This window comes from Vreelandella venusta (assembly GCF_044809155.1).
GTDB classification, from domain to species: Bacteria; Pseudomonadota; Gammaproteobacteria; order Pseudomonadales; family Halomonadaceae; genus Vreelandella; species Vreelandella venusta_B.
On sequence record NZ_CP085241.1, the window covers coordinates 882589 to 907498 of the forward strand.

19 protein-coding genes and 2 tRNA genes are annotated in these 24910 nt (G+C 53.4%); 16 read left to right on the plus strand and 5 right to left on the minus strand.

What is annotated here, in order from left to right:
• The first annotated feature begins 96 nt into the window (after positions 1-96).
• Together LG301_RS04225 and LG301_RS04230 are read left to right on the plus strand one after the other, a co-directional pair.
• A tRNA-Ala gene (locus LG301_RS04225) sits at positions 97-172 on the plus strand.
• Between the two features lie 40 nt (positions 173-212).
• Positions 213-288, plus strand: a tRNA-Glu gene (locus LG301_RS04230).
• 368 nt (positions 289-656) lie between these two features.
• On the opposite strand, the gene LG301_RS04235 is transcribed toward LG301_RS04230, so the two are convergent.
• Both LG301_RS04235 and gltA read right to left on the minus strand, forming a co-directional pair.
• The gene (locus tag LG301_RS04235; RefSeq protein WP_404473734.1) at positions 657-1538 is read right to left on the minus strand and encodes an NAD(P)-dependent oxidoreductase; all 882 of its coding nucleotides are present in this window, start codon (positions 1536-1538) and stop codon (positions 657-659) included.
• A 115-nt stretch (positions 1539-1653) separates the two neighbouring features.
• The gene (gene gltA, locus LG301_RS04240; RefSeq protein ID WP_404473736.1) at positions 1654-2940 is read right to left on the minus strand and encodes a citrate synthase; all 1287 of its coding nucleotides are present in this window, start codon (positions 2938-2940) and stop codon (positions 1654-1656) included.
• A gap of 488 nt (positions 2941-3428) precedes the next feature.
• On the opposite strand from gltA, the gene sdhC reads away from it, so the two are divergent.
• The 9 genes from sdhC (at position 3429) to sucD (ending at position 15186) form a co-directional block, all read left to right on the plus strand.
• Entirely contained in the window at positions 3429-3806 is a 378-nt protein-coding gene (gene sdhC / locus LG301_RS04245) for a succinate dehydrogenase, cytochrome b556 subunit (RefSeq protein ID WP_404473738.1), read from the plus strand.
• Positions 3800-4147: a succinate dehydrogenase, hydrophobic membrane anchor protein gene (gene sdhD / locus LG301_RS04250; protein WP_263065669.1), complete on the plus strand. Its 348-nt coding sequence runs from the start codon at positions 3800-3802 to the stop codon at positions 4145-4147. The genes sdhC and sdhD overlap by 7 nt, the downstream gene beginning before the upstream one ends.
• 3 nt (positions 4148-4150) lie before the next feature.
• A complete protein-coding gene (gene sdhA, locus LG301_RS04255) occupies positions 4151-5923 on the plus strand; it encodes a succinate dehydrogenase flavoprotein subunit (RefSeq protein WP_404473740.1) in 1773 nt (590 codons plus the stop codon).
• A 27-nt stretch (positions 5924-5950) separates the two neighbouring features.
• Positions 5951-6661, plus strand: coding sequence for a succinate dehydrogenase iron-sulfur subunit (locus LG301_RS04260; RefSeq protein ID WP_263065665.1), 711 nt, complete (start codon positions 5951-5953; stop codon positions 6659-6661).
• Between the two features lie 340 nt (positions 6662-7001).
• Positions 7002-9836 carry a 2-oxoglutarate dehydrogenase E1 component gene (locus LG301_RS04265; protein WP_404473742.1) on the plus strand — a complete coding sequence of 945 codons (2835 nt, stop codon included), beginning with the start codon at positions 7002-7004 and terminating at the stop codon, positions 9834-9836.
• Positions 9837-9874: 38 nt separating this feature from the next.
• On the plus strand, positions 9875-11446 hold the full coding sequence (gene odhB / locus LG301_RS04270) for a 2-oxoglutarate dehydrogenase complex dihydrolipoyllysine-residue succinyltransferase (protein WP_404473744.1): 1572 nt from the start codon (positions 9875-9877) through the stop codon (positions 11444-11446).
• 110 nt (positions 11447-11556) lie between these two features.
• Positions 11557-12996: a dihydrolipoyl dehydrogenase gene (gene lpdA, locus LG301_RS04275; protein WP_404473746.1), complete on the plus strand. Its 1440-nt coding sequence runs from the start codon at positions 11557-11559 to the stop codon at positions 12994-12996.
• A 151-nt stretch (positions 12997-13147) separates the two neighbouring features.
• Positions 13148-14314, plus strand: a complete 1167-nt coding sequence (gene sucC, locus LG301_RS04280) for an ADP-forming succinate--CoA ligase subunit beta (protein WP_404473748.1) — start codon at positions 13148-13150, stop codon at positions 14312-14314.
• On the plus strand, positions 14314-15186 hold the full coding sequence (gene sucD / locus LG301_RS04285) for a succinate--CoA ligase subunit alpha (RefSeq protein WP_263065657.1): 873 nt from the start codon (positions 14314-14316) through the stop codon (positions 15184-15186). Before sucC ends, sucD begins: the two co-directional genes overlap by 1 nt.
• A gap of 65 nt (positions 15187-15251) precedes the next feature.
• Here the strand turns inward: sucD and LG301_RS04290 are convergent, their stop codons facing one another.
• Both LG301_RS04290 and LG301_RS04295 read right to left on the minus strand, forming a co-directional pair.
• Complete coding sequence (locus LG301_RS04290) at positions 15252-16292, minus strand: YbhN family protein (protein WP_404473750.1); 1041 nt, start codon at positions 16290-16292, stop codon at positions 15252-15254.
• Positions 16270-17388: a glycosyltransferase family 4 protein gene (locus tag LG301_RS04295; protein ID WP_404473752.1), complete on the minus strand. Its 1119-nt coding sequence runs from the start codon at positions 17386-17388 to the stop codon at positions 16270-16272. The genes LG301_RS04290 and LG301_RS04295 overlap by 23 nt, the downstream gene beginning before the upstream one ends.
• A gap of 480 nt (positions 17389-17868) precedes the next feature.
• Here LG301_RS04295 and LG301_RS04300 point away from each other — a divergent pair, with 480 nt between their 5' ends.
• From LG301_RS04300 to rfbC, 5 genes are read left to right on the plus strand one after another with little or no spacing between them, the layout of a single operon-like run.
• Positions 17869-18891: a glycosyltransferase family 2 protein gene (locus LG301_RS04300; RefSeq protein WP_404473754.1), complete on the plus strand. Its 1023-nt coding sequence runs from the start codon at positions 17869-17871 to the stop codon at positions 18889-18891.
• 40 nt (positions 18892-18931) lie between these two features.
• A complete protein-coding gene (locus LG301_RS04305) occupies positions 18932-20050 on the plus strand; it encodes an NAD-dependent epimerase/dehydratase family protein (protein ID WP_404473756.1) in 1119 nt (372 codons plus the stop codon).
• Positions 20047-20823, plus strand: coding sequence for a glucose-1-phosphate cytidylyltransferase (rfbF, locus tag LG301_RS04310; RefSeq protein WP_404473758.1), 777 nt, complete (start codon positions 20047-20049; stop codon positions 20821-20823). Before LG301_RS04305 ends, rfbF begins: the two co-directional genes overlap by 4 nt.
• Before the next feature lie 7 nt (positions 20824-20830).
• Positions 20831-22177 (plus strand): NAD(P)H-dependent oxidoreductase, encoded by a 1347-nt coding sequence (locus LG301_RS04315; RefSeq protein WP_404473760.1) that lies wholly within the window; start codon positions 20831-20833, stop codon positions 22175-22177.
• A 3-nt stretch (positions 22178-22180) separates the two neighbouring features.
• A complete protein-coding gene (gene rfbC / locus LG301_RS04320; protein WP_404473762.1) occupies positions 22181-22729 on the plus strand; it encodes a dTDP-4-dehydrorhamnose 3,5-epimerase in 549 nt (182 codons plus the stop codon).
• Between the two features lie 94 nt (positions 22730-22823).
• Here rfbC and LG301_RS04325 read toward each other — a convergent pair whose 3' ends face one another.
• The gene (locus LG301_RS04325) at positions 22824-24773 is read right to left on the minus strand and encodes an exoribonuclease II (protein WP_404475168.1); all 1950 of its coding nucleotides are present in this window, start codon (positions 24771-24773) and stop codon (positions 22824-22826) included.
• Positions 24774-24910: the final 137 nt, after the last annotated feature.

The window sequence follows — 24910 nt, forward strand, 5'->3', positions numbered from 1 at the left end:
CTCCGCTGGTTGGGCGAGTTTGGCGCTTTCTGGTGAGTAATAGGGTTGACGAAGATCAGCTTAATCAGTATTATACGCTCCGTCTTAACGACATGTGGGGCCTTAGCTCAGCTGGGAGAGCGCAACACTGGCAGTGTTGAGGTCAGCGGTTCGATCCCGCTAGGCTCCACCAATAACGAGTACTTCACGTTATTGTTCTCAAGTTTAGATACGTCCCATTCGTCTAGTGGTCTAGGACACCGCCCTTTCACGGCGGTAACAGGGGTTCGAACCCCCTATGGGACGCCACTTCTGCTACTTCTCATCTTATTAATTTGCCAACGGGTTCATACCTGTTAATTGGCTTTTTTGTTTGCCTGCCATTTGTACTTTTCCCCTATATCGGTCACTTTTTGAGTGATTTTGTGCTTGACTTGTCCACTTTTGCGATTCTAGTGGTGGGGTTGTGCACAACCCCTTGCGGTTAGCCTAAAAAATCAGCTATTTAAATTAAGTTGTTTTAAAACAGTGACTTACGTTAGGTTAAAAAATAACCAATTTAAGGCTGGGTCACTGTTCATGGCGATTGTGGGACGTTTTCTAGTGGTTGTGAACAGGGTTATCCACAGATAGTGTGGAAAACCCTGTTCAAGACCGAGGTGCTAAAAAGTCAAGGGTTATTGTGGCTTTCGTAGTCGCTTCAAGAGTGACGAAGTGTCCCAGCGGCCGCCTTCCATGCGCTGCACATCCGCATAAAATTGATCAACCAGTGCGGTAACGGGAAGGGCGGCATCCAGGCGGCGAGCTTGCTCTAAACAAATGTGTAAATCCTTGCGCATCCAGTTCACCGCAAAGCCATGGTCATACTCATCGGCAATCATAGTTTTGTGGCGATTTTCCATCTGCCAGGAGCCGGCGGCGCCTTTTGATATAACGTCAATGACCTGTTGCTGATCAAGCCCGGCCTGCTCAGCGAAATGCAGTCCCTCGGAAAGGCCTTGTACTAATCCTGCAATGCAGATTTGGTTAACCATCTTGGTGAGCTGACCGCTGCTGGCAGCGCCCATCAGTGTGACGGCTTTAGAGTAGTGGGCAAGGATTGGCTGGACGGTATCAAAGTGGTGCGGTTCGCCGCCACACATAACCGTTAGCGCGCCATTTTCGGCACCCTGCTGGCCGCCTGAAACAGGCGCGTCCAAAAAGGCGACGCCCTGCTCGCGGCAAGCGGCATCCAGCTCTAATGCCAAATCCGCAGAAACGGTCGTATGGTCGACGAGAAAGCTGCCGCTACTCATGGCGCTTAATACGCCGTCAGCACCGATGGTGACTTGTCTGACGTCGCTGTCATTGCCCACGCATACCAGTACAAGGTCGGCGCCTTCAGCGGCCTCTTTGGGTGTGTTGTGGGCAGTACCTCCAAACTCCTTAGCCCAAGCTTCAGCTTTGCTGTAAGTGCGGTTATACACGCGGGTGGTTAAACCCTGCTTAGCCAAGTGGCCAGCCATGGGGTAGCCCATTACGCCTAGGCCGATAAAGGCGACGGTGTTGATGGTATTCATAGAGTCCCTTTTGAAGGTCGGTGTTGGTGATGTCAGGCGGGTGCTGAAATATACGCAAAAGGCCACCCGTAGGTGGCCTTTCAATATCCTATAACTCTGTCTAACAGCGACAGCGTTATTTTTTAGGATAGTCGCGCTGGTCATGGCCAATGTAGAGCTGGCGCGGGCGACCAATTTTGTAGCTCTCGCTGAGCATTTCGTGCCAGTGAGAAATCCAGCCAATTGTCCGGGATACCGCAAAAATAACGGTGAACATGTTGGTGGGAATGCCCATTGCTTTGAGAATAATGCCCGAGTAGAAATCAACGTTCGGGTAAAGCTTACGCTCGATGAAGTACTCATCTTCCAAGGCGATCTGCTCAAGCCGCTTGGCAATTTTCAGCTGCGGGTCATCAGCCATGCCCAACTCGGCGAGTACTTCGTCGCAGGTCTCTTTCATTACCTTGGCGCGCGGATCGAAGTTGCGGTAAACGCGGTGGCCAAAGCCCATCAGCTTGAATGGGTCATCTTTATCTTTGGCTTTATCGACAAAGCGCTGAATATTCTCTTCGGAGTCGTCGCCGATCTCATCTAGCATATTCAGTACGGCTTCGTTGGCACCGCCGTGAGCCGGACCCCATAGTGCGGCGATACCGGCACTGATGCAGGCAAACGGGTTAGCGCCGGTAGAGCCTGCCAGGCGAACGGTCGAGGTAGAGGCGTTTTGCTCGTGATCCGCATGCAGCATAAAGATGCGGTCCATAGCTTTCGCGTATACCGGGTTGATTTTGTACTCTTCGCACGGGTTGCTGAACATCATGTAGAGGAAGTTCTCTGCATAACTCAGGTCGTTGCGCGGATAGTTAAAGGGCTGGCCAACGTTGTACTTGTGCGACATTGCGGCCAAGGTGGGCATTTTAGCAATAAGGCGAACAGCACTGATGACGCGGTCTTCTTCTTGAGTGATGTCCATGTGGTCGTGGTAGAAAGCTGCTAAGCCACCCACTACGCCGCACAGAATCGACATAGGGTGCGCGTCGCGACGGAACCCTTTGAAGAAGTTGTTGATCTGGTCATGAACCATGGTGTGATTGCGAATGCGTGATTCGAAATCTGCGTACTGCTCGTCGTTGGGTAGCTCACCAAAAAGGAGGGTGTAGCATACTTCGACAAAGTTAGACTCTTTGGCCAGCTGGTCGATGGGGTAGCCGCGGTGCAGCAATACGCCCTTGCCGCCATCAATATAAGTGATTGCGGACTGGCAGGAAGAGGTGGCCATGAAGCCGGGGTCGTAGGTAAACAGGCCTTCAGCACCGAGACCGCGTACGTCGATGACGTCGGGGCCAAGTGTGCCGGAATACATGGGTAGATCGATCGGTTTATCTAGACCGTCTACCGTCAATGTCGCTTTCCTGTCAGCCATGCTGGCCTCCTTTCGAATTCGGTTTGGGACGTAAAGTCGTTGTTTCGCTTACCGCGCCGGCGAAAAGGCCTGCCCACTATAGAAGCGTGCGGCATTTTGTCAATTAGCCTATTCGCCAACAATGGTTGTACAAGGGTTGTTGTTGTGAATAATTTCTGTATATGATGATTAGGCAGTTTATACTATCTAAGTGCCAGGAAATTGACGATACGTTAGGAGACTTATCAAATCGCCAAACTCCTGTCACTATAACTATGCTGCAACGCAAAATCGACTCGGTTTAGGGGTAATTATCTTGCACCATGGTCGAGTCTAGCCTGAGTTCAGTTTGTCAGCGGGGGCGAAGGTTCTTATAATCCACGGCGCGCGACCGGCAGGTAGGTGGTCGTGCTCGACTTGGCAACGGCCGAGCCCCTTCCAGCAATCACTGCCCGCTCGGGCCATGCCCGAACAGTCGCAGAGCGGGCCAAGAGAGTGTGTACAACGCCGTGAATAGCAAACGACCCGTAAATTTAGACCTAACTACGATACATTTCCCACTTCCGGCGCTAACGTCGATCACACACCGTATTACGGGTGTCATCCTGTTCGTTGGCCTGATTTTCGCTTTTTGGGCGCTGGGTAAATCCCTGTCATCTCCGGCCGGCTTTGATGCCGTCAGCCATGCATTGGCCAACAACTTTTTGGCTAAGCTCATCGCTTGGGGCCTATTGTCCGCTTTAGCATTCCATTTTGTTGCAGGTATCAAGCACCTGTTAATGGATGCTGATATTGGCGTCACCCTTGAAGGTGGTGTGAAAAAAGCACAGATCACTGTCGTGGTGAGTGCCGTTCTAATCATTTTGGCAGGAGTCTGGGTATGGTAACTAACATCACTAGCTTTGGCCGTAGCGGTCTGTCTGACTGGCTAATGCAGCGTGTTTCTGCGGTTATTCTGGCCCTTTATACGGTCTTTGTGGTCGCTTACCTGTTATTCAATCCAAACCTGGATTACTACGCTTGGAGCGGGCTGTTTAGCCAAACATGGATGCGTATCTTCTCGCTGCTAGCGTTTGTTTCCATTGCAGCGCACGCCTGGATCGGTTTGTGGACTGTCACCACCGATTATCTCAAGTCCACTCGCCTGCGTGTAGGTGCCCAGACGCTGATTATTCTGGCCATCTTCGTATACCTGGTGTGGGGCATTCAAATTCTGTGGGGAGCTTGATACATGTCTAACCTTCGTAGCCTGACGTTTGACGCTATCATCATCGGTGGCGGTGGCTCTGGCCTGCGTGCTGCTCTAGAGCTGGCAAAATCCGGTAAAAAGACAGCGGTACTGTCCAAAGTGTTCCCGACGCGCTCTCACACCGTTTCTGCCCAGGGCGGTATTACCTGTGCGATCGCATCTGCCGATCCGAACGATGATTGGCGCTGGCACATGTACGACACCGTTAAAGGCGGCGACTATATCGCTGACCAGGATGCGGCAGAGTACATGTGTTCTGAAGGCCCGAAAGCGGTATTTGAGCTTGAGCACATGGGGTTGCCGTTCTCTCGCTTTGATAACGGCCGTATTTACCAGCGTCCGTTCGGCGGTCAGTCGAAGAACTTTGGTGAAGGTGGTCAGGCAGCACGTACTTGTGCAGCCGCTGACCGTACCGGCCACGCGTTACTTCACACGCTTTACCAGAACAACCTAAAGAACAACACCACGTTCTTGAACGAGTGGTATGCGGTTGATCTGGTGAAGAATTCCAACGGTGACGTTGTCGGCTGTATCGCCATGTGCATTGAAACCGGCGAAGTGGTTCACGTTAAATCGAAAGCCACCGTACTGGCCACCGGCGGTGCAGGCCGTATCTACGCCTCTACGACCAACGCCCTGATCAACACCGGTGACGGGATTGGCATGGCGCTGCGCGCTGGCTTCCCGATGCAGGACATGGAAATGTGGCAGTTCCACCCGACCGGTATTTACGGCGCGGGCACCTTGGTGACCGAAGGTTGCCGCGGTGAAGGTGGCTACCTGATCAATAAAGATGGCGAGCGTTTCATGGAGCGCTACGCGCCGAACGCTAAAGACCTCGCGGGTCGTGACGTGGTAGCTCGCTCCATGGTCATGGAAATCCTCGAAGGCCGCGGCTGTGGCGAAAAGGGCGACCACGTCTTCTTGAAGCTTGATCACCTGGGTGAAGACGTACTTGGTAAGCGCTTACCGGGTATTGTTGAGCTATCCAAGACGTTTGCTCACGTCGATCCTGCTAAAGACCCGATTCCGGTCGTGCCTACTTGCCACTACATGATGGGCGGTATTCCGACCAACGTTCATGGTCAAGCAATTACCCAAGACGAGAATGGCAAAGACCATATCGTTAACGGTCTGTTTGCGTGTGGTGAAGCGGCGTGTGTATCGGTGCACGGTGCTAACCGTCTCGGCGGCAACTCCCTGCTTGATCTGGTCGTGTTCGGCCGTGCTGCGGGTATGTTTATCGAAGGCGCGCTGAACGAAGGTATTGAGTATCTGGATGCCTCTGAGTCTGATATCGAATCAGCCATGAAGCGCATCACGCGCTGGAACGAGTCAGAAGGCGGTGAAAGCATCCCTGAGCTCAAAGCTGAGCTGCAAGACATCATGCAGAACTCTTTCGGTGTATTCCGTGAAGAGAAAAACATGCAAGACGGTGTCAAAAAGCTGGATGAGCTGCGCGCCCGTATTGCCAACGCGCATCTCCCAGACAAATCCAATGCCTTTAACACCGCACGTGTTGAAGCACTGGAGCTGGACAACTTGATGGAAGTGGCGGAAGCAACGGCGATTGCTGCCCTGGAGCGTAAAGAGAGCCGTGGTGCTCACTCACGCTACGACTATCCTGACCGTGATGATGTCAACTGGCTGAAACACTCACTCTACTTCCCCGCCACTAAGGTGCTGAAGAAGCGTGACGTCAACTTTAAGCCAAAAACCGTTGATACCTTCGAGCCTAAGGTTCGTACCTACTAATCTCCGCATTGACGAGAGGGAGTCACCATGTCAAATCTTCAGGTATCCGTATACCGTTACAATCCGGAAACCGACTCCGCACCTTACATGCAGGAGTTCCAGGTCGATACAAAAGGCCGCGATCTGATGGTGCTGGATGTTCTGCACCTGATGAAAGAGCAGGATAGCGGGCTGGCGTTTCGTCGCAGCTGCCGTGAAGGCGTCTGCGGTTCCGATGGCATGAACATGAATGGCAAAAACGGCTTGGCATGTATTACACCGCTGTCAGATGTCGTGAAAAGCAACAAGCTGACGCTGCGTCCGCTGCCTGGTTTGCCAGTTATCCGCGATATGGTCGTTGATATGGGGCTGTTCTATAAGCAGTACGAGCGTATTCAGCCGTACCTGCAAAACGATACCCCTGCACCAGCCATTGAGCGCCTGCAGTCGCCGGAAGAGCGCGATAAGCTAGACGGCCTGTACGAGTGTATTCTGTGTGCATGCTGCTCGACGTCATGCCCCTCTTTCTGGTGGAACCCCGATAAGTTTGTTGGCCCTGCTGGCTTGCTGCAGTCTTATCGCTTCCTCGCAGATACTCGGGACACGGCAACCCGCGAGCGCCTAACCAGCTTGGAAGACCCGTTCTCCGTTTTCCGCTGCCGTGGCATCATGAATTGCGTTGCGGTATGTCCAAAAGGGCTGAATCCGACTCGTGCAATTGGTAAAATTCGCGAAATGCTGCTGGCAGACGCCACGTAAATGCTTAAAGTATGAGAAAAAAGCGAGTGCCACTTAAGTTCAGCTACAAAGCTACTTAAATCGTGGCGCTTCGCTTGTTATCATAGGGGCTATCATGCTGTGCGGCGACGCGTCGCACCCCATGACGAGTCAAGCTTAAAAGCCGGTGCTGCAAGTGCCGGCTTTTGAGCATGAACTGATAATAAAATAGCGCGTCATGAAAAACGTAGGATGAACAGGGCTTCCGGCCTCCGGTCGGCGCCGCCGGCAAATGTCCCGCCCCGCCGGCAGGGCAATAGCGATGTCGTTGCGTTAGCGTAGCGATGCCGATACCACCCCATCAGTGCAGGGTGACCGAGAGATGCAACAAGGCATAATGGATTTGATGTGGCGTTCTTCTCACGTTAGTGGCGGCAATGTCCACTACGTGGAAGCGCTTTATGAGCAGTACCTCGCCGATCCCGATTCTGTCCCCGACGAGTGGCGCAGCTATTTTGACGAGTTGCCACGTCCTGAGGGCAGTGCCTCCCACGATGTTCCACTAAGCCCGATTCGTGATCAGTTCTACCAACTAGGACGGGAAAGCCGCCCTGGGCAGGTAGTTGCCGCTGTTGATAGTGGCGAGAATAAAAAGCAGGTCAAAGTCCTGCAGCTGATCAACGCATACCGCTTCCGTGGTCATCAGAAGGCCAACATCGACCCGCTAGGGCTGCGTAATCCCACCCCCGTTCCCGACCTCGACTTGTCGTTTCATCAGCTGTCCAAAGCTGATCTTGACACCGAGTTCCAGACCGGTTCGTTTTTCTTAGGTATCGATAAAGCGCCGCTGCGTGAAATCGTCGACGCGCTAGAGCAGACGTATTGTCGCTCCATCGGTTGCGAAATCATGCACATCGTTGATACCGAAGAGAAGCGCTGGCTGCAGCGGCGTTTTGAGTCGGTTCGCAGTGCGCCCAAATTTAGCGATGACGTGCGCAAGCATATTCTTGAGCGCTTAACCGCTGCGGAAGGCTTGGAAAATTACCTGGCGTCTAAATATCCAGGCACCAAGCGTTTCGGTTTGGAAGGCGGCGAATCTTTTGTTCCGATGATGGATGAACTGATTCAGCGTGCCGGTGGTTATGGCACCAAGGAAGTCGTCATCGGTATGGCCCACCGCGGCCGCCTCAACCTGTTGGTCAATATTCTGGGTAAAAACCCAGCGGATTTGATCGATGAGTTTGATGGCAAAAAAGTGATTGAACGTGGTTCTGGCGATGTTAAATATCACCAGGGCTTTAGTTCTAACGTCATGTCTCCTGGTGGCGAAGTCCACTTGGCCATGTCCTTCAACCCGTCGCATCTGGAAATCGTCGCGCCGGTGGTTGAAGGCTCGGTGCGTGCGCGTCAAGATCGCCGCAACGACGAAGAGGGCAGCAAAGTACTGCCGATTAACGTCCATGGTGACGCTGCCTTCGCTGGTCAGGGTGTGGTGATGGAGACATTCCAGATGTCTCAAACCCGTGCCTACAAAACCGGCGGCACGGTGCATATCGTCATCAATAACCAAGTGGGCTTCACTACCTCGAACCCCTTGGATGCACGCTCTACGGAATACTGTACTGACATTGCCAAAATGGTTCAGGCGCCGATTTTCCATGTCAACGGCGATGACCCGGATGCAGTGATTCACGCGACACAAGTGGCGCTGGATTACCGTCAGCAGTTCAAGAAAGACGTGGTGATCGATCTAGTATGCTACCGCCGTCGCGGCCACAACGAAGCTGACGAGCCGTCAGGCACTCAGCCGATGATGTACGCCAAGATTAAAGATCACGCCTCATCGCGTACAGTTTATGCCCAGCGTTTGGTCGAGCAGGGTGTGATTTCTGAAGAAGACGCCAAAGCGATGGTTGAAACCTATCGCGATGACTTGGTCGCTGGGAACCACGTTGCCAATGCGTTGGTGCAGGAGCCAAACACTACGCTGTTTGTGGACTGGGCACCCTACCTGGGACACGAGTGGACAGGTGATGCTGACACCACCTTCGATATGAAGCGCCTGCAGCAACTGGCCGCGAGGATGTGTGAAATTCCAGACGGTGTGGATGTTCAGCGCCAGGTTGCTAAGATTTATGAAGACCGCCGTAAGATGCAGGCAGGTGGCATGGGTCTCAACTGGGGCTTTGCAGAGACGCTCGCGTACGCCACGCTGTTGGATCAAGGGCATCCTATCCGCATTACCGGACAGGACGTAGGTCGCGGTACCTTCTCTCACCGCCATGCGGTGGTGCATAACCAGAAAGACGGTTCTACCTACGTACCCCTTCAGAACATGGCCGATGGTCAGCCACGCTTCACTATCCACGACTCCTTCCTTTCTGAAGAAGCCGTGCTAGCCTTTGAATACGGTTACTCCACGACGGCGCCAAATGATCTGGTTATTTGGGAAGCCCAGTTTGGTGACTTCTTTAACGGCGCCCAGGTAGTTGTGGACCAGTTCATCTCCTCCGGTGAAACCAAGTGGGGCCGCCTATGTGGCTTAACCATGCTGCTTCCCCACGGATATGAAGGCCAAGGGCCTGAGCACTCTTCAGCCCGTTTAGAGCGCTTCTTGCAACTGTGCGCTGAGCACAACATGCAGGTATGTGTGCCTACCACGCCGGCGCAGATTTACCATCTGTTGCGCCGTCAGGTGATTCGCCCACTGCGCAAACCGCTGGTGGTTATGTCGCCTAAGTCGCTTTTGCGCCATAAAGAAGCTGTGTCTAGCCTTGAAGACCTTGCCCACGGCAAGTTCCACATGGTGTTGCCGGATCAGGCAGAGCTTGCCGCCGAGCAAGTCACCCGTGTGATTATGTGCGCTGGTAAGGTGTACTACGATTTAGCCAACTGGCGCGCCGAAAACGAGCGTAACGACACGGCGATTCTTCGCCTTGAGCAGCTCTATCCCTTCCCGAAAGAAGAGCTTCTGGATGTGCTCCAGGCGTATGCCAATGTGGAAGACATTGTGTGGTGCCAGGAAGAGCCGTTGAACCAAGGCGCCTGGTACTCCAGTCAGCACCACATGCGTGCCGTAGCCGATATGTTGAAAGATGGCTTCGGACGTGAGTTGAAATTTGCAGGACGTCCTGCCTCAGCTGCTCCGGCAGCAGGCTATATGTCCGTCCACACTGAACAGCAGCGCCAGCTGGTGGAAGACGCTTTTAACCTATAAGCGCCCATCGGATTTAGAGAACATATAAGGGAAACGACATGGCTATTGATATCAAAGCGCCAACCTTTCCGGAATCCGTTGCCGAGGGCACTGTTGCTGCGTGGCATAAAAAGCCGGGTGACAGCGTCGAACGTGACGAACTGATTGTTGAAATTGAAACCGATAAAGTGGTGCTCGAAGTCGTCGCACCGGAAGCGGGAACTTTGACCGACGTAATGGCCGAAGAGGGCGATACTGTCGAGTCTGAGCAAGTATTGGGCAAAATTGGCGACGCTAGTGCGTCAAGCAGTAAAGAAGACAAATCGTCTGACGACAGTGCGAAAAAGTCAGAAGAGAAGTCCGAAGAAAAAGGCGCTGAGAAGAAAGCCAGCGGCGGTAACGGCGGTGGTAAAAAGCACGATGTAAAAGCACCGAGCTTCCCTGAGTCTATTCAGGAAGGCACCGTGGCAACATGGCACAAGAAAGTCGGTGAAGCGGTTAAGCGCGATGAAGTACTCGCCGATATCGAAACCGATAAGGTTGTACTGGAAGTGGTGGCCCCTGCTGATGGCGCCTTGGCTGAAATCACAGCCGAAGAAGGAAGCCAGGTAGAGTCAGAAGCCGTACTGGCAATTTTTGCTGAAGGCGCGGGTGACGAGGGCGCAACGGCTGCAGATAAAGCCCCTGAAGCATCAGCGGACGACGGTGCCGGCGATGAGAAAATCGGTGATAAAATCCTCGCACCGGCGGCACGTAAAATGGTGGCTGAGCATGACCTTGACGTTGCCAAGATAGTGGGTACCGGCAAAGGTGGCCGTATCTTGAAAGAAGACGTGCAAAAAGCAGTTAATGATGGCTCTGCTAAGAAAGCAGCGAAATCCGCTGCGCCGGCAAAAACCACGTCGGTGACTGCCCCGGCGACGGAAGGCGAGCGTATTGAAAAGCGCGTGCCCATGAGCCGTCTGCGCCAAACCATTGCCAAGCGCTTGGTTCAGGCTCAGCAAACGGCCGCCATGCTGACCACTTATAACGAAGTGGACATGACTGAAATCATGGCCCTGCGTGCTCAGTACAAAGATACGTTCCTAAAAGCTCACGATATTAAGCTGGGCTTTATGGGCTTCTTTGTTAAAGCCGCTTCTGAAGCGCTCAAGCGTTTCCCGGACGTTAACGCTTCTATCGACGGTACCGACATTGTGTACCACGGCTACCAGGATATCGGTGTTGCGGTATCCACCGACCGCGGTTTGGTGGTTCCGGTACTACGTGACACAGACAGCATGAAAATTGCCGACGTTGAACGCTCGATTGCTGACTTCGGTAAGCGCGGTCGTGACGGTAAGCTGGGCATGGATGACATGATTGGCGGCACCTTTACGATCACCAATGGTGGTACGTTCGGTTCTCTAATGTCGACGCCGATTATCAACCCGCCACAAACTGCGATTCTGGGCATGCATAAAATCCAGGATCGCCCAATGGCGGTAAACGGTAAGGTTGAGATTCGCCCCATGATGTACCTGGCGCTGTCTTACGACCACCGCATGATTGATGGTAAAGACGCAGTGCGGTTCCTGGTAACGATTAAAGAGTTACTTGAAGATCCTGCACGTCTGCTGCTGGACGTTTAACAAAGCGCATTTATTCTCGCTGTTTTAACTAACGTTCTTATGCAATCGCACACTGCCTTCAGCCCGGTTTAGATCAACCGGGCAGGGGCAACCAAGCTAAAGGAGCCAACATGGCTGATAAGTTTGACGTGATCGTTATTGGTGCAGGCCCTGGTGGTTATGTTGCCGCTATTCGCGCTGCGCAACTGGGCCTCAAAACCGCCTGCGTTGAAAAATGGATCGGTAAAGAAGGTAATGTTGTCCACGGCGGAACCTGCTTAAACGTAGGCTGTATCCCGTCTAAAGCGTTGCTTGAAGCGTCGCACAAGTTTGTTGAAGCCAAGCACGATTTCGACGACATGGGTATCGAAGCGGGCGACGTCACGATGGACGTCAAAAAGATGATGGCCCGTAAAGACAAGATCGTTAAGAACTTGACCGGCGGCATTTCTGGCCTGTTCAAAGCCAATGGCGTTACCGCCATTGAAGGCACCGGTAAAGTGGTGTCTGGTAAGCAGGTAGAAGTGACTGGCCTTGACGGCAACACAACCACTTACGACGCTGATAACATCGTTGTTGCGGCAGGCTCTGTGCCGGTGGAAATTCCGCCGACGCCGCTGACCGAAGGTCTGATTGTTGACTCCACCGGCGCGCTAGAATTCCAAGAGACGCCGAAGCGTCTTGGCGTTATCGGTGCAGGCGTTATCGGCCTGGAGCTGGGCAGCGTTTGGAGCCGCCTGGGTTCTGAAGTAACCGTGCTGGAAGCGATGGACTCCTTCCTGCCGATGGTCGACACTGCGATTGCCAAAGAGACCCAGAAACTGCTCAAGAAGCAGGGCCTGGACATCAAACTGGGCGCCCGTGTGACCGGTTCGGAAGCGAAAGGTGAAGAAGTCGTCGTTAAATACACCGACAGCAACGGCGAGCAGGAAATGACCTTCGACAAACTCATCGTTTGCGTTGGTCGCCGCCCTTACACCAAAGGCGTTATTGCTGACGGTGTTAGCGTAGAACTTGACGAGCGTGGCTTCATCTTTGTCGATGACCAGTGCCGTACCAACGTGCCGGGCGTTTACGCCATCGGTGACTGTGTGCGCGGCCCGATGCTGGCACACAAGGCCTCTGAAGAAGGCATCATGGTGGCGGACATCATCGCCGGCCATAAAGCCGAGATGAACTACGACACCATCCCGAACGTGATCTATACCTTCCCGGAAGTGGCGTGGGTGGGTATGACCGAGCAAGATGCCAAAGCTAAAGGTATCGAGGTCAAAACCGGCAGCTTCCCCTTTGCTGCTAGCGGCCGTGCGATGGCGAATAACGCCACCGATGGCAGCGCCAAGATCATCGCTGATGCGGAAACCGATCGTATCCTTGGTATGCATATTGTTGGCCAGCACGCCGGGGAAATGATTGCTCAGGGCGTGATTGCGATGGAATTCGGCTCCAGCGCTGAAGACCTTGCATTAACCTGCTACGCGCACCCGACCATGTCGGAAGCGGTGCATGAAGCGGCGCTTGCAGTTGAAGGTCATGCCATTCATATGGCTAACCGCAAGAAGCGTAAATAATTTACTTCAGTAATAACGAAGCGCCACCTACTAGGTGGCGCCACACTTTTGGCCTTGTAGTGAAATGCAGGGATCAAAAGAACGGGGATGGCCAGTTCTCTAGAAGTCACTGGTCATCGTTCGAGTCACATGCAACCAATGGCATGAATCGATGAACCTTCACGAGTATCAAGGCAAACAGCTGTTTGCTGATTATGGTCTGCCAGTGTCCAAAGGCTTTGCCGTGGACACTCCCGAAGAAGCGGAAGAAGCGTGTAAAAAAATCGGCGGTGATATGTGGGTGGTTAAAGCCCAAGTTCACGCCGGTGGCCGTGGTAAAGCGGGCGGCGTTAAGCTGATTAAAGATCCAGCTGAAGCGAAAGCGTTTGCCGAGCAGTGGCTGGGTAAAAACTTGGTGACGTTCCAGACTGACGAAAAAGGTCAGCCGGTTGCCAAGATTTTGGTTGAGACCTGTACCGACATCGCCGATGAGCTCTACCTCGGTGCGGTGGTCGATCGTACTACCCGCCGTGTGGTCTTTATGGCCTCTACCGAAGGTGGTGTGGAAATCGAGACGGTTGCTGAAGAGACGCCGGAAAAAATTCTGAAAGCTGAGATTGACCCGCTGGTCGGCGCTCAGCCCTACCAAGCGCGTGAACTGGCATTTGCTCTGGGTCTGCAAGGCGACCAGATCAAACAGTTCACCAAGATTTTCCTGGGTCTGTCCAAGCTGTTCCATGAAAAAGACTTAGCCCTGCTGGAAATCAACCCGCTTGTTATTACCGACGAAGGCAACCTGCACTGCCTGGATGCCAAACTGGGCCTCGATAGCAACGCTCTGTACCGTCATCCGGACCTACAGGCCATGCGCGATCCTTCCCAGGAAGATCAGCGTGAAGCCGACGCCGCTAAGTGGGAACTTAACTACGTAGCCCTCGACGGTAACATCGGTTGCATGGTTAACGGCGCAGGCCTGGCCATGGGCACCATGGACATCGTTAACCTGAGTGGCGGCAAGCCCGCTAACTTCCTGGACGTTGGCGGCGGCGCGACCAAAGAGCGCGTAGCCGAAGCGTTCAAGATCATCCTGTCTGACGACAACGTTAAAGCCGTTTTGGTGAATATCTTCGGCGGTATCGTTCGTTGCGACATGATTGCTGAAGGCATCATCGGTGCCGTTGAGCAAGTGGGCGTTAACGTCCCAGTGGTCGTTCGCCTGGAAGGTAACAACGCTGAATTGGGCGCTGAAAAACTGGCGTCTAGCGGTCTGAACATCATCGCTGCTACCAGTCTGACCGACGCGGCTCAGCAGGTTGTTAAAGCAGCGGAGGGCAAGTAATGAGCATCCTGATCGATAAGAACACCAAGGTCATCTGCCAAGGTTTTACCGGTGGCCAGGGCACGTTCCACTCCGAGCAGGCGATTGCCTATGGCACGCAGATGGTTGGTGGTGTTACGCCGGGCAAAGGCGGCCAGACGCACCTGGGCCTGCCCGTTTTCAACACCGTGAAAGAAGCGGTTGAGAAAACCGGCGCGGAAGCCAGCGTGATCTACGTACCGGCACCGTTCTGCAAAGACTCGATCCTTGAAGCCGCTAACGCTGGCATCAAGCTGATCGTGTGCATCACCGAAGGCATCGCGACCCTCGACATGCTCGACGCGAAAGTAAAATGCGACGAGCTGGGCGTACGCCTGATCGGCCCGAACTGCCCGGGCGTAATTACTCCCGGTGAGTGCAAAATCGGCATCATGCCGGGTCACATTCACCAGCCGGGCCGCGTTGGTATTGTTTCCCGCTCTGGTACCCTGACCTACGAAGCCGTTAAGCAGACCACTGACCACGGTTTCGGCCAGTCTACCTGTGTCGGTATCGGCGGTGACCCGATCCCGGGTTCCAACTTCATCGACATCCTAGAGATGTTTGAGAAGGACCCGAAAACCGAAGCGATCGTGATGATCGGCGAAATCGGCGGTACCGCCGAAGAAGAAGCCGCGGCTTACATTAAAGCCAACGTTTCCAAGCCGGTGGTTTCCTACATTGCCGGTGTCACTGCACCTCCCGGCAAGCGTATGGGCCATGCGGGCGCAATCATCTCTGGCGGTAAAGGTACTGCGGATGAGAAGTTTGCTGCCCTTGAAGATGCCGGTGTTAAAACCGTGCGTTCTTTGGCTGAAATCGGCGATGCACTGAAAGAAGTCACTGGCTGGTAAGCTCTGACCTCTACTCGCACGCGATAAGGGCGCCTCTCGGGGCGCCCTTATTCGTTGGTGCTCGATTAACGTTTTGCTGTTGTATCGCCGGGTTTTCTGCGCAGCATCCGGTAGCTGTATAGAATAAATGGCAGTGCTCCCACCGCCAAATAAAGATGATAGCTCACCAACCGCCACACCAAGACGGCCGCCGCGGCCTGCTCGCGCTCCATCAGCGGCAGTAACAAACCACCCACGCCTACTTCGGCGGCACCCGCGCCGCCGGGCAGAAAGCTAAGCTGGCTAGCTGCCATGGCCAGCATTTGGGTTAAAAACGTCCATATCCAATCAGCTTGTCCGCCTACGCCTAGCACTGCTATATAGAGCAAACTATAGCGCATGAGCCAATGTGCGGCGGTGAGCAACATCATCGCGAGCAGCGTTATGCGTGGAAGTGCAAGCGTCACCGTGAGCGCCTGTCGGCACCGTAATAAACGGCGTGCCAGCCAGCGCCGTTGATAACGGTTTGGCCAAACGGTTGTAACGCCGCGTGTACGCAGCAATTTGGGTAAGTAGCGCATCACAATAGTGACTAGCGTCGCTAGAAACGCTAAACCGATAAGCGCCCACTGTATGAGTGACTGGTGTGGCCACTGTGAGTCGCTAACCAGTGAAAAGAGCAGCAAACCGCTCAGCATGGTAAGGAAAAACAGCAAATCACAGCCTTGATCAATCAGGAAGATGGCTGCCCCTTTGGCAGGCGGAAAGCCTCGTCCTGATAGGAGTATGAGCAGGGTGGCAGCGCCACCACTTCCGCCTGGAGTGGCGCATAGCGCAAACTTAGACGCCAGTTCGATGCCCAGCGCACCACGTTGGCTGAGTCGCCCTGCACGGCCACTCAGCATTAGCCTCAGCCTTGCTGCGTTCAAGTTCCAACATAGAAATGCTAGTAGCAGCATTAAGAGCAATAATTCGAATGGGAAATGTTGAATACGCTGCAGCGCCTCACTGCCGCCTAACCAGGCGGTAAGTACCAGCGGGGCCAAAAGTGCTCCAAGCAGCAGCAGGCCGTGCAACGGTCTAAAACGTAGCAGCTGTTGTGATTTAGTAGCGGTGGGCGAGGGCATTGGGCCGTTCAATTTTGCAAAGGTCGATATAGTGCTCAAGTAGCGACTGGATAACGCTATCCCAACTGAACTGACGTTCGACAAAATGGCGTGCATATCGTCCACTAGCCGCGGCGTCGTTACTGAACAGTGCCGTACAAGCCTCGGCCATAGCCGTGGGATCGAGAGGACGACATAGAATACCGGCGCCCAGTGGAACATTTTCTGCTAATGCACCGGCTCTGGCAGCGACGATCGGTATGCCGCTGGCCATCGCTTCTTGAGCGATTAAGCCGAACGTTTCCCGAGTGCCCGCGTGCAGCAGGGCATCGCTACTCGCCAGCGCTTTGGCCACGTCATGCGCGCCGCAGCAGCGGTTAACGACAGTGACATTATTGGGTACCTGATGAGGCATGCCTGGCCCCATCAATAATAAATGGTAATCGCGACCGAGCTGGCGCATCGTTGCAAGCAGCACATCAATGTTTTTCTCACGGGAATTGCGACCCACAAAAATAAGCAGTTTTTTATCCCTGGGTATGCCCATGCCTTGGCGGAAGCAAGGGTCGCGCTTCTGCGGGTGGAAATGGTCTAAATCGACGCCTAAGGGCTGTACGCGAACGTTATCGACGCCCCATTCTCTTAGCCGGTTCGCCATGGCGTTGCAGGGAGCTAGCACGCTATCAAACCGGCAGTAGAGATCCCTCACATAGCGCGTTAAGCGTTTCTCAACACGGCGGCCAAAACGATCTCCCATTAAGCGTGGAAGGTCTGAGTGGTAAAACCCAACGACCGGCACGCCAAGTTTTTGGCCCGCAGCGAGGGCCGCCCAAGCCGTTACATAAGGGTCGCCTGCCTCAATAAGATCAGGCTTAAGATCTACCAATGTGTCGCGCCAACGAGCCCCTCGCAGTGGGAATCGATACCCCTGACCCAAGGGAAGGTGTAACGCTGGCAACGTGTGGTGGTCGCCAAGGCTGTCCCGCTCTGCTCCCGGTACCAGTAAGCTGGTACGTAGGTGGGGGATACGTGCTAAGACGCGGTGTTTGGCTTGTAAATAGGTGCGTACGCCGCCGCTGGCGGGGGCATAAAACATCGTCACATCTGCGATGTGCAAGCTAACCTCCAAATTCTGAAAGTGTCGCCAATTCACCATAAGGGAGAAATAAGTCAATTCGGCGACAGCTTGGAAGATGCACCTGGGGTCTATTGCCACTTTTTTAGTTGCTTTATAAGAAGCTATTGGCGTCGCAAGAGGAAATAAAGCAATGAATAATAAGGGGGAATTGGAAAACTGCTGTTTTAGATAGCGTTATTGGATGGAAAAAATAGTACTGCCGATTAGATAGTTAATCCGTCTTAATTATTGACAGTAAAAAGCATAACGCTTATTTTTATTGTAACTTTTAGTGTTTTTTAGTTTCTTATTGTATTTTTTAGGCAGCGCTGCTTGTTTACGCATCTGATTATTACTGAAAGATAAAGTCGAAGCTAACGAGTTAATAAAAATTAATTTTTATTTTTAATAAGTAGCTGCCGATCAGTTTGATCGGTCGATCATTACTACGAGAATAATTGCTTTTCTGGGGCGTGTCTTATGATTAAAGTATTCGCGGTAATCCTTACATATAACCGGAAGGATCTGCTGACGCGATGCCTTGATGCGGTCTACTCCCAGACCCGACCATGTGATTGTGTCATCGTTATTGATAATGCTAGTACTGACGATACTGAGAAAATGCTATTGAAGACTGAGTATCCCGGCCTCATTGTCAGTGTGTTGAAGGATAATATCGGAGCTTCGGGGGGCTACAATGCGGGCTTGCGTCTTGCATACCAGAAGGGTGCCGACTTTATTTGGGCTATGGATGATGATGTCATACCCGAAAAGGATGCGCTTCATCATTTAATGAAGGCCGATAAAGCGCTGAAAAAGAAAAAAAGCAAAGCGGCTTTTCTTATTTCTCAAGCATTAACAGAGACCGGGCTTGCGACCAATACGCCGGCTATCAGCACCTTAAAAAACCGTATTGGTTATCGCAACTGGCCTGACATGCTTGAACTGGGCATGGTCGCTGTTCAGCGTTCCACGTTCGTTTCAATTCTCCTGCCTCGGGCTGTATTAGCGCAATATGGTTTGCCTATCACAGCAATGTTTATATGGGGAGAAGATACCGAGTTCACGCTCCGCATTACCCAAAAAACGCCTGGTTATTTAGTGGGTTTGAGTAAAGTGAACCATTTGCGACAAGAAGACGGGCCGATCAGTATATTGACTGAAAGCAACCCTGGGCGCTTAAAGTTGTATCGATACTTTATTCGCAACAAGCTCTTTATTTCTCGCAAGTATTACCGTTTTACCTTTTCTCGCTATGGAATGATTTCTGAGTTTTTCCGAGCATCTCGCCTTTTTTTTACGCTCTTATTAAAAGGTGAGCTTAATAAATCTGGCATCGTTTTGCGGGGAATAATCGAAAGTATATGGTTTTTTCCCGAGCCAGAAGTGGCGGACACGCCTAATGAGAAAATGATAACCACGATGCGACTGGTAGAGCACCCTCCTACAGAAAAAGCGGATGAAAGTCATCAAGGCGGCGTGGGGCTGAAAGTAGGTTCATAGGTCGGTTTAACCCATTAATCGCAAGGGTGAGGTGGTAATCGTGAAAATCTTAATCGTGGGGAATATGGGCTATGTGGGTGCCGCTTTGGTGCGAGAGCTAGCCGTACGTCATCCCGACGCCACTCTTCATGGCTATGACAATGCGTATTTTGCGCATTGCTTAACCGGGGCTGAGCTTCTTCCCGAGCGGTACTTGGATCAACAGTTTCTAGGCGACGTCAGGAATATTCCCGCCGGTTTTTTTGTAGGCTATACGGCGGTGATTCAGCTGGCGGCGATTTCTAATGATCCTATGGGCGACCGTTTTGCCGCAGTGACCGATGACGTCAACCATCAAGCAACGCTGAAGATGGCGCAAGCAGCAGCGCAGGCGGGGGTAGAAAACTTCGTGTTTGCTTCTAGCTGCAGTATTTATGGCGTCGCACTGGGCGCTCCGCGCTGTGAAGAAGATCCGGTGGCACCGGTTACCGCCTATGCCCGCTCGAAAATTGCCGCTGAGAACGCGCTGGCAAGCATCGACGGCGACATGGTGGTGACCAGTTTACGTTTTGCGACGGCGTGTGGAATGTCTGAACGGTTACGCCTGGATCTGGTGCTTAATGATTTCGTCGCCTGTGCGCTGAGCCAGCGGCACATTACCGTGCTGAGCGATGGTACGCCTTGGCGGCCCTTGATTGATGTGGCGGATATGGCCAGGGCCATCGACTGGGCGGTGCAGCGCAAACCTGAAAATGGTGGCCGCCTACTCAAGATCAATACTGGCTCTAACGCGCGCAATCATCAAGTACGCGACTTGGCGACGGCGGTTGCCCAGGCAATCCCTGGTACCACGTTGAGCATTAATACCCAAGCGCCAGCAGACAGCCGTTCCTACCAGGTGGATTTTAGTTTATTCGCTACATTAGCGCCCAATCATCAGCCACAAATGACACTGCAAGATTCGATCGTAGGGTTGGTTGATGGGCTCAAGAGTATGGCGTTTTCTGATGCCCAGTTCAGAGCTTCACACTACATGCGATTGCATGCGTTACAGGCACATATCACCTCTGGGCGTCTATCCGAAAACCTGCGTTGGCAAATTCGCCCTAAAGCGAATTCTACCTCTCTACCTTCAAATGAACATGTTATTTCGACACCTTTAACGGAGGCGAGGCCATGAAAGTCGCCATTTTTGCCGGTGGGTATGGCACGCGTTTGAGTGAAGAAACCTCGATTCGACCCAAGCCCATGGTCGAGGTGGGGGGGCGGCCGATCCTTTGGCACATCATGAAAATGTATGCACACCACGGCTTGAAGGAATTTGTTGTGTTGGGTGGCTATAAGGTGGAGTACATTCGCGACTATTTTCTTAATTATCGCGGTAACCGCACCGATTACACCATCGACTTGAAAACAGGCAGCGTCGACTGGCTCGAAAGCATGAATGATGACTGGAAAGTCACCGTGTTGGATACCGGGGATGATGCCATGACCGGTGGACGGCTCAAAAAGGCCATGCCTTATCTGGCAGATGAACCCTTTTGTCTAACCTACGGCGATGGCTTAAGTGACCTGAATATCAATGCGCTGATCGATTCACATTTAGCCTCAAAGAATTGGTGCACGCTGACGGCGGTAACGCAGCCAGGCCGTTACGGGGCGCTGCGCTTGAAGGAAGGTAATAGCCAAGTAGAAGGGTTTCGCGAAAAGGGAGAAATTGATGGCGGGCTGATCAATGGCGGCTTCTTTGTGTGCAACCCAGAAGTGTTTGAGATGATCGACGATAGCCAAACCGTTTGGGAAAACGGCCCCATGAACCGGATGATCGAGCTGGGCAAATTGGGATATTTTCATCACAACGGTTACTGGCAAAGCATGGATACGCTGAGAGACAGAATGGTGCTTGAGTCCGCCTGGGCAAAAGGCGCCCCTTGGAAGCTCTGGAAGGATTGAACCATCGATGATTATTGTTGATACAGCGCTTGCCAAACGAGAGGCACAAGGTAATCCCATTCGCGTAGGGTTAGTCGGGGCCGGGTTTCAAGCCAGCGGTATCGGCCTTCAAATCATGACCGCAACACCTGGAATACGCCTTTGCGCCATTGCCAATCGTCACTTGGAGGCTGCCGTTAACGTCTTTCAGCAAACCGACGTTAGGCCAGTGGCCTGTGATTCCCAGCAGGCGATTGAAGCAGCGATTGCGGCTGGGCAGGCGGTGGTGACTGAGGATGCCGTTGCAATGGCTCGTGCAGAAGGGCTGGATGCGATCATTGAAGTTACCGGCTCACTAGAGTTCGCGGCGCATGTGGTGATGGCAGCGCTGGAGAGTGGCAAAGATGTCATTCAAATGAATGCAGAACTCGATGGTACGGTTGGCCCTATTTTGAAAGTAAAAGCCGATGCGGCAGGCGTTATTTACAGCTTTGCCGATGGTGACCAGCCAGGTGTGCAGATGAACCTTTATCGGTTCGTCGCTGGCTTGGGCGTGGAACCCGTGCTATGCGGCAATATTAAAGGTCTGCATGACCCTTATCGCAACCCGGCTACCCAGGAAAGCTTTGCCAAACGCTGGGGACAAAAGCCCGCCATGGTAGCCTCGTTTGCTGACGGCACCAAGATATCCTTCGAACAGACGATTGTGGCAAACGGCACCGGCATGCGAGTAGCGCAGCGCGGTATGCTTGGCCCTGATTTTTCTGGCGGCGTGCCGGGTGGAACGCTAGTGCCCATCGAACAAACCGTGTCAGCATTTGAACCTTATCTACGCCCAGAGGGGCCGGGGTTGGTTGACTACGTGGTAGGGGCGCAGCCAGGGCCGGGCGTGTTTGTGTTGGGGATGATAGAAAGTCCTCGCCAGCGCCATTACCTTGAGCTCTATAAGATGGGTAAGGGGCCTTATTACTGCTTTACAACGCCTTATCATTTGTGTCATTTCGAAGTGCCCACCTCAATTGCCCGCGCCGTACTGTTTCGAGATCCCGTGTTAACACCTTTAGGTGGCCCAAGCGTGGGCGTCATCGCCATAGCCAAGAAACCCTTGCAGGAGGGCGAGAGCATTCAAGAGCTAGGTGGTTTTGAGGTCTATGGAGTGGCGGAAAACATTGAGGTAATACGCAGAGAGCGGCTGTTGCCTATCGGGATAGCGCTGGGCTGTCAGGTGGTAGGTCAGATTGAAAAAGATGCGGCGCTGACCTTTGATGATGTGCGAATACCACCAGGGCGCCTGATTGATCGCCTATATGCCGAGCAGGAGGCCATGTTTGCCCCGGCACCGATGCCTGCGACCGCTGCTACCCCCACGGAGTAAATCATGCTTTTTCATCAAACGAATCTTGAGGATGCCAGGCTGATTGAGCTTGAGCCACGAGGGGATGAGCGCGGTTTTTTTGCACGTACCATGTGTCGTGTCGAGTTTGAGCGCCAAGGCTTACTAAGTAATTTTGTGCAGCAAAACACCTCCTTTTCTGCCCAGCGTGGAACGTTACGGGGGCTGCATTACCAGCGGCAGCCGCATGCCGAAGCCAAGCTGGTACGCTGCCTTAAAGGCGCGATTGTTGATGTTATCGTGGATATTAGAAAGGATTCGGCAACGTATTTACAGCATCAGCTATTTGAGTTAACCGATACCAACCGCCACCAGCTTTATGTGCCGCCAGGCTTTGCGCACTCTTTTCAGACGCTGACCGATGATGTTGAAGTCAGCTATCTGGTATCGGCGGCCTATCATCCTGAGGCGGAACGTGGCTTGCGCTATAACGACGAACGTCTCGCGATCAATTGGCCACTTCCGCCCACGGTGGTGTCTGAAAAAGACGCTGGCTGGCCCTTAATCAGTGAGCGAAAAGAAGCGCTCTTTTAACCTTTAGCGGCCACGCGCTATTTACCAAACCGCGCCACAAAAAAGGGGCAGCGTCATCGCTGCCCCTTTTACTTTTCTGTAAAGCCTTTGCTTACTAGGAATCACCCGCGGTCGGTTTCGCTACCAGCGAGCGGGTCTCTTCACGAGCTTCGGTGAGCACCACGCGAAGCGGGTCGCCAAGCTTGTAACGCTCTTCGCCTTCAATCTGGATACGACCCTCTTTATCATCAATCACCACTTTGCTGCGGTCACTGTGCATTAAGGGCGCAGGTACAAACGCTGTCGCGCCATTTTCAATCAGCCGTACCCGCATGCCGCCACGGTTGATGGCCATAATTTCGGCTTCAAAAGTGTCTTGGTTCTGTGCGGCAGGCGTTAGGTAACGCACGTAAAGCCAATCTTTCACGTCGCGCTCGGCCATACGGTTCAGGCGGCGGCGCTCCGTGAGCTGCTCAGTGAGCTGCTGGGTCGCTTCAGCCGGGGCCTGTTCGCCTTTCAGTACGCGTTTGATCAGGCGGTGGTTGACCATATCGCCATACTTACGAATCGGCGATGTCCATGTGGCGTAGGCGGGTAACCCTAAACCAAAGTGCGGGCCAGGCTGGGCTGACATGCTGGTAAAGCCTTGGAAACGGCGCAGGCGTGCATCTAGCCAAGCGTCATCGCGGCTTTCCAGGGCGCGCTTCAGCTCGGTGTAGCGGGCAAGCTCGGTCAGCGCTTCGCGCTCAACCACAATCTCTTGACCTGCCAGGAACTCCTGGGCGGCCTCGGCTTTTTCCGGCTCAAACGCGCGATGTACGTTAAAGATACCGTGACCGATATGCTGTGCCAGGAAATCCGCGCAGCAGGCGTTAGCCACAATCATCGACTCTTCGATCATGCGGTTGGCTATGCGGCGCTCTTCGGTGCGCACTGCCAGTACGTTACCGGCGGGATCGAGATCAAACACGTAGTCGGGGCGGTCTTTAAATACCAGCGCGTGTTCATTACGCCAAGCGGTACGCGCCTCGGTTAAATCACGCAGGGCAGTGAGCTGCTCGGCAATGTTATCAGCAGGTGCCCAATCGCCTTGACTCTCGATCCAGTCAGAAACGTGGTCGTAGGCGAGTTTGGCATGGGATTTTACATTCGCCGCGAAGAAGCGGTAATCGCCCAGGCTGCCGTCGGCGTTAATGTCCAGCGTACAGGCGAGGGCAGGGCGCTCCTGACCTTCCCACAGTGAGCAGAGATCATCCGCTAACTGCTCCGGCAGCATGGTGACGTTTTGGCCGGGCAGGTAAACGGTGAAAGCGCGGGTGCGGGCTTCTAAATCCGCCGCATGGCCCTCTTCCACATAAGCGGTGGGGTCGGCAATCGCTACGCTTAGCTGCCAACCGCCTTCGGCGCGCTGGGAGATGTGCAGCGCATCATCCATATCGCGGGTTTTTTCACCATCGACCGTAAAGAACGGGGTCGCGGTTAAGTCTTCGCGGGTAAGGCCTTCATCGATTAAGGGCCACTCGGTGCCCGCATCGGGGCACTCTTGCTCCAGCGCATGGCGAGCCAAGGTAACGCGCCACGGCACGGCGGGGTCATCGCTCTTGGCGACCAGCTCATCAATTTGGGCAAAAAATGCGCGGTCGTCGGTTTTCAGTGGATGACGTACCAGACGCGCTACCACCCAGTCGCCATCTGCAATGGTGGCTTCATCAAGGCTGTTCTTAATGCGCGATTTGAGAACGTTTTTAATCGAGGGATGATCGGGTACTACGGCAAGACGGCCTTCGCGCTTCTGCACACGGGCAACAAACCGATCCAGACCCGCTTCAATCAGCTTTTCCGGCTCAACGGACTTTTTATCACCGTTCTCGTGGATGACCGCTTCCACGCGATCACCGTGAAGCACTTGCTTCATGGCGGGCGGTGGCACGAAATAGGATTCACCGTCGTCGGTTTCTAGAAACCCAAACCCTTTATCGGTGGCTTTGATCACCCCTTCGGCGCGTGGGGTGGTTTGACGAATCTGTTGCTTGAGCTGGGCAAGCAGGGAGTTGTTTTGAAGCATGTGCTCAATCAGTTGGCGAGAGTAGGCTGACACTATACGGATTCCCACTGGCTGCGCCAATTACCCACTGCGGGGAAGTTGGTTGCTCAACGGCAGGTCAATGACTTACCCGTGCTTCGTTGAATCGGTTAAGCTGA

Excerpts from the sequence above, each read along its gene's own strand:
- sucC (WP_404473748.1), top strand. The coding sequence starts at position 13,148 with ATGAACCTTCACGAGTATCAAGGCAAACAGCTGTTTGCTGATTATGGT.
- gltA (WP_404473736.1), bottom strand. The coding sequence starts at position 2,940 with ATGGCTGACAGGAAAGCGACATTGACGGTAGACGGTCTAGATAAACCG.
- odhB (WP_404473744.1), top strand. The coding sequence starts at position 9,875 with ATGGCTATTGATATCAAAGCGCCAACCTTTCCGGAATCCGTTGCCGAG.
- LG301_RS04300 (WP_404473754.1), top strand. The coding sequence starts at position 17,869 with ATGATTAAAGTATTCGCGGTAATCCTTACATATAACCGGAAGGATCTG.
- rfbC (WP_404473762.1), top strand. The coding sequence starts at position 22,181 with ATGCTTTTTCATCAAACGAATCTTGAGGATGCCAGGCTGATTGAGCTT.
- rfbF (WP_404473758.1), top strand. The coding sequence starts at position 20,047 with ATGAAAGTCGCCATTTTTGCCGGTGGGTATGGCACGCGTTTGAGTGAA.
- LG301_RS04265 (WP_404473742.1), top strand. The coding sequence starts at position 7,002 with ATGCAACAAGGCATAATGGATTTGATGTGGCGTTCTTCTCACGTTAGT.
- LG301_RS04260 (WP_263065665.1), top strand. The coding sequence starts at position 5,951 with ATGTCAAATCTTCAGGTATCCGTATACCGTTACAATCCGGAAACCGAC.
- LG301_RS04235 (WP_404473734.1), bottom strand. The coding sequence starts at position 1,538 with ATGAATACCATCAACACCGTCGCCTTTATCGGCCTAGGCGTAATGGGC.
- sucD (WP_263065657.1), top strand. The coding sequence starts at position 14,314 with ATGAGCATCCTGATCGATAAGAACACCAAGGTCATCTGCCAAGGTTTT.
- LG301_RS04325 (WP_404475168.1), bottom strand. The coding sequence starts at position 24,773 with ATGCTTCAAAACAACTCCCTGCTTGCCCAGCTCAAGCAACAGATTCGT.
- sdhD (WP_263065669.1), top strand. The coding sequence starts at position 3,800 with ATGGTAACTAACATCACTAGCTTTGGCCGTAGCGGTCTGTCTGACTGG.
- sdhA (WP_404473740.1), top strand. The coding sequence starts at position 4,151 with ATGTCTAACCTTCGTAGCCTGACGTTTGACGCTATCATCATCGGTGGC.
- LG301_RS04315 (WP_404473760.1), top strand. The coding sequence starts at position 20,831 with ATGATTATTGTTGATACAGCGCTTGCCAAACGAGAGGCACAAGGTAAT.
- LG301_RS04290 (WP_404473750.1), bottom strand. The coding sequence starts at position 16,292 with ATGCCCTCGCCCACCGCTACTAAATCACAACAGCTGCTACGTTTTAGA.
- lpdA (WP_404473746.1), top strand. The coding sequence starts at position 11,557 with ATGGCTGATAAGTTTGACGTGATCGTTATTGGTGCAGGCCCTGGTGGT.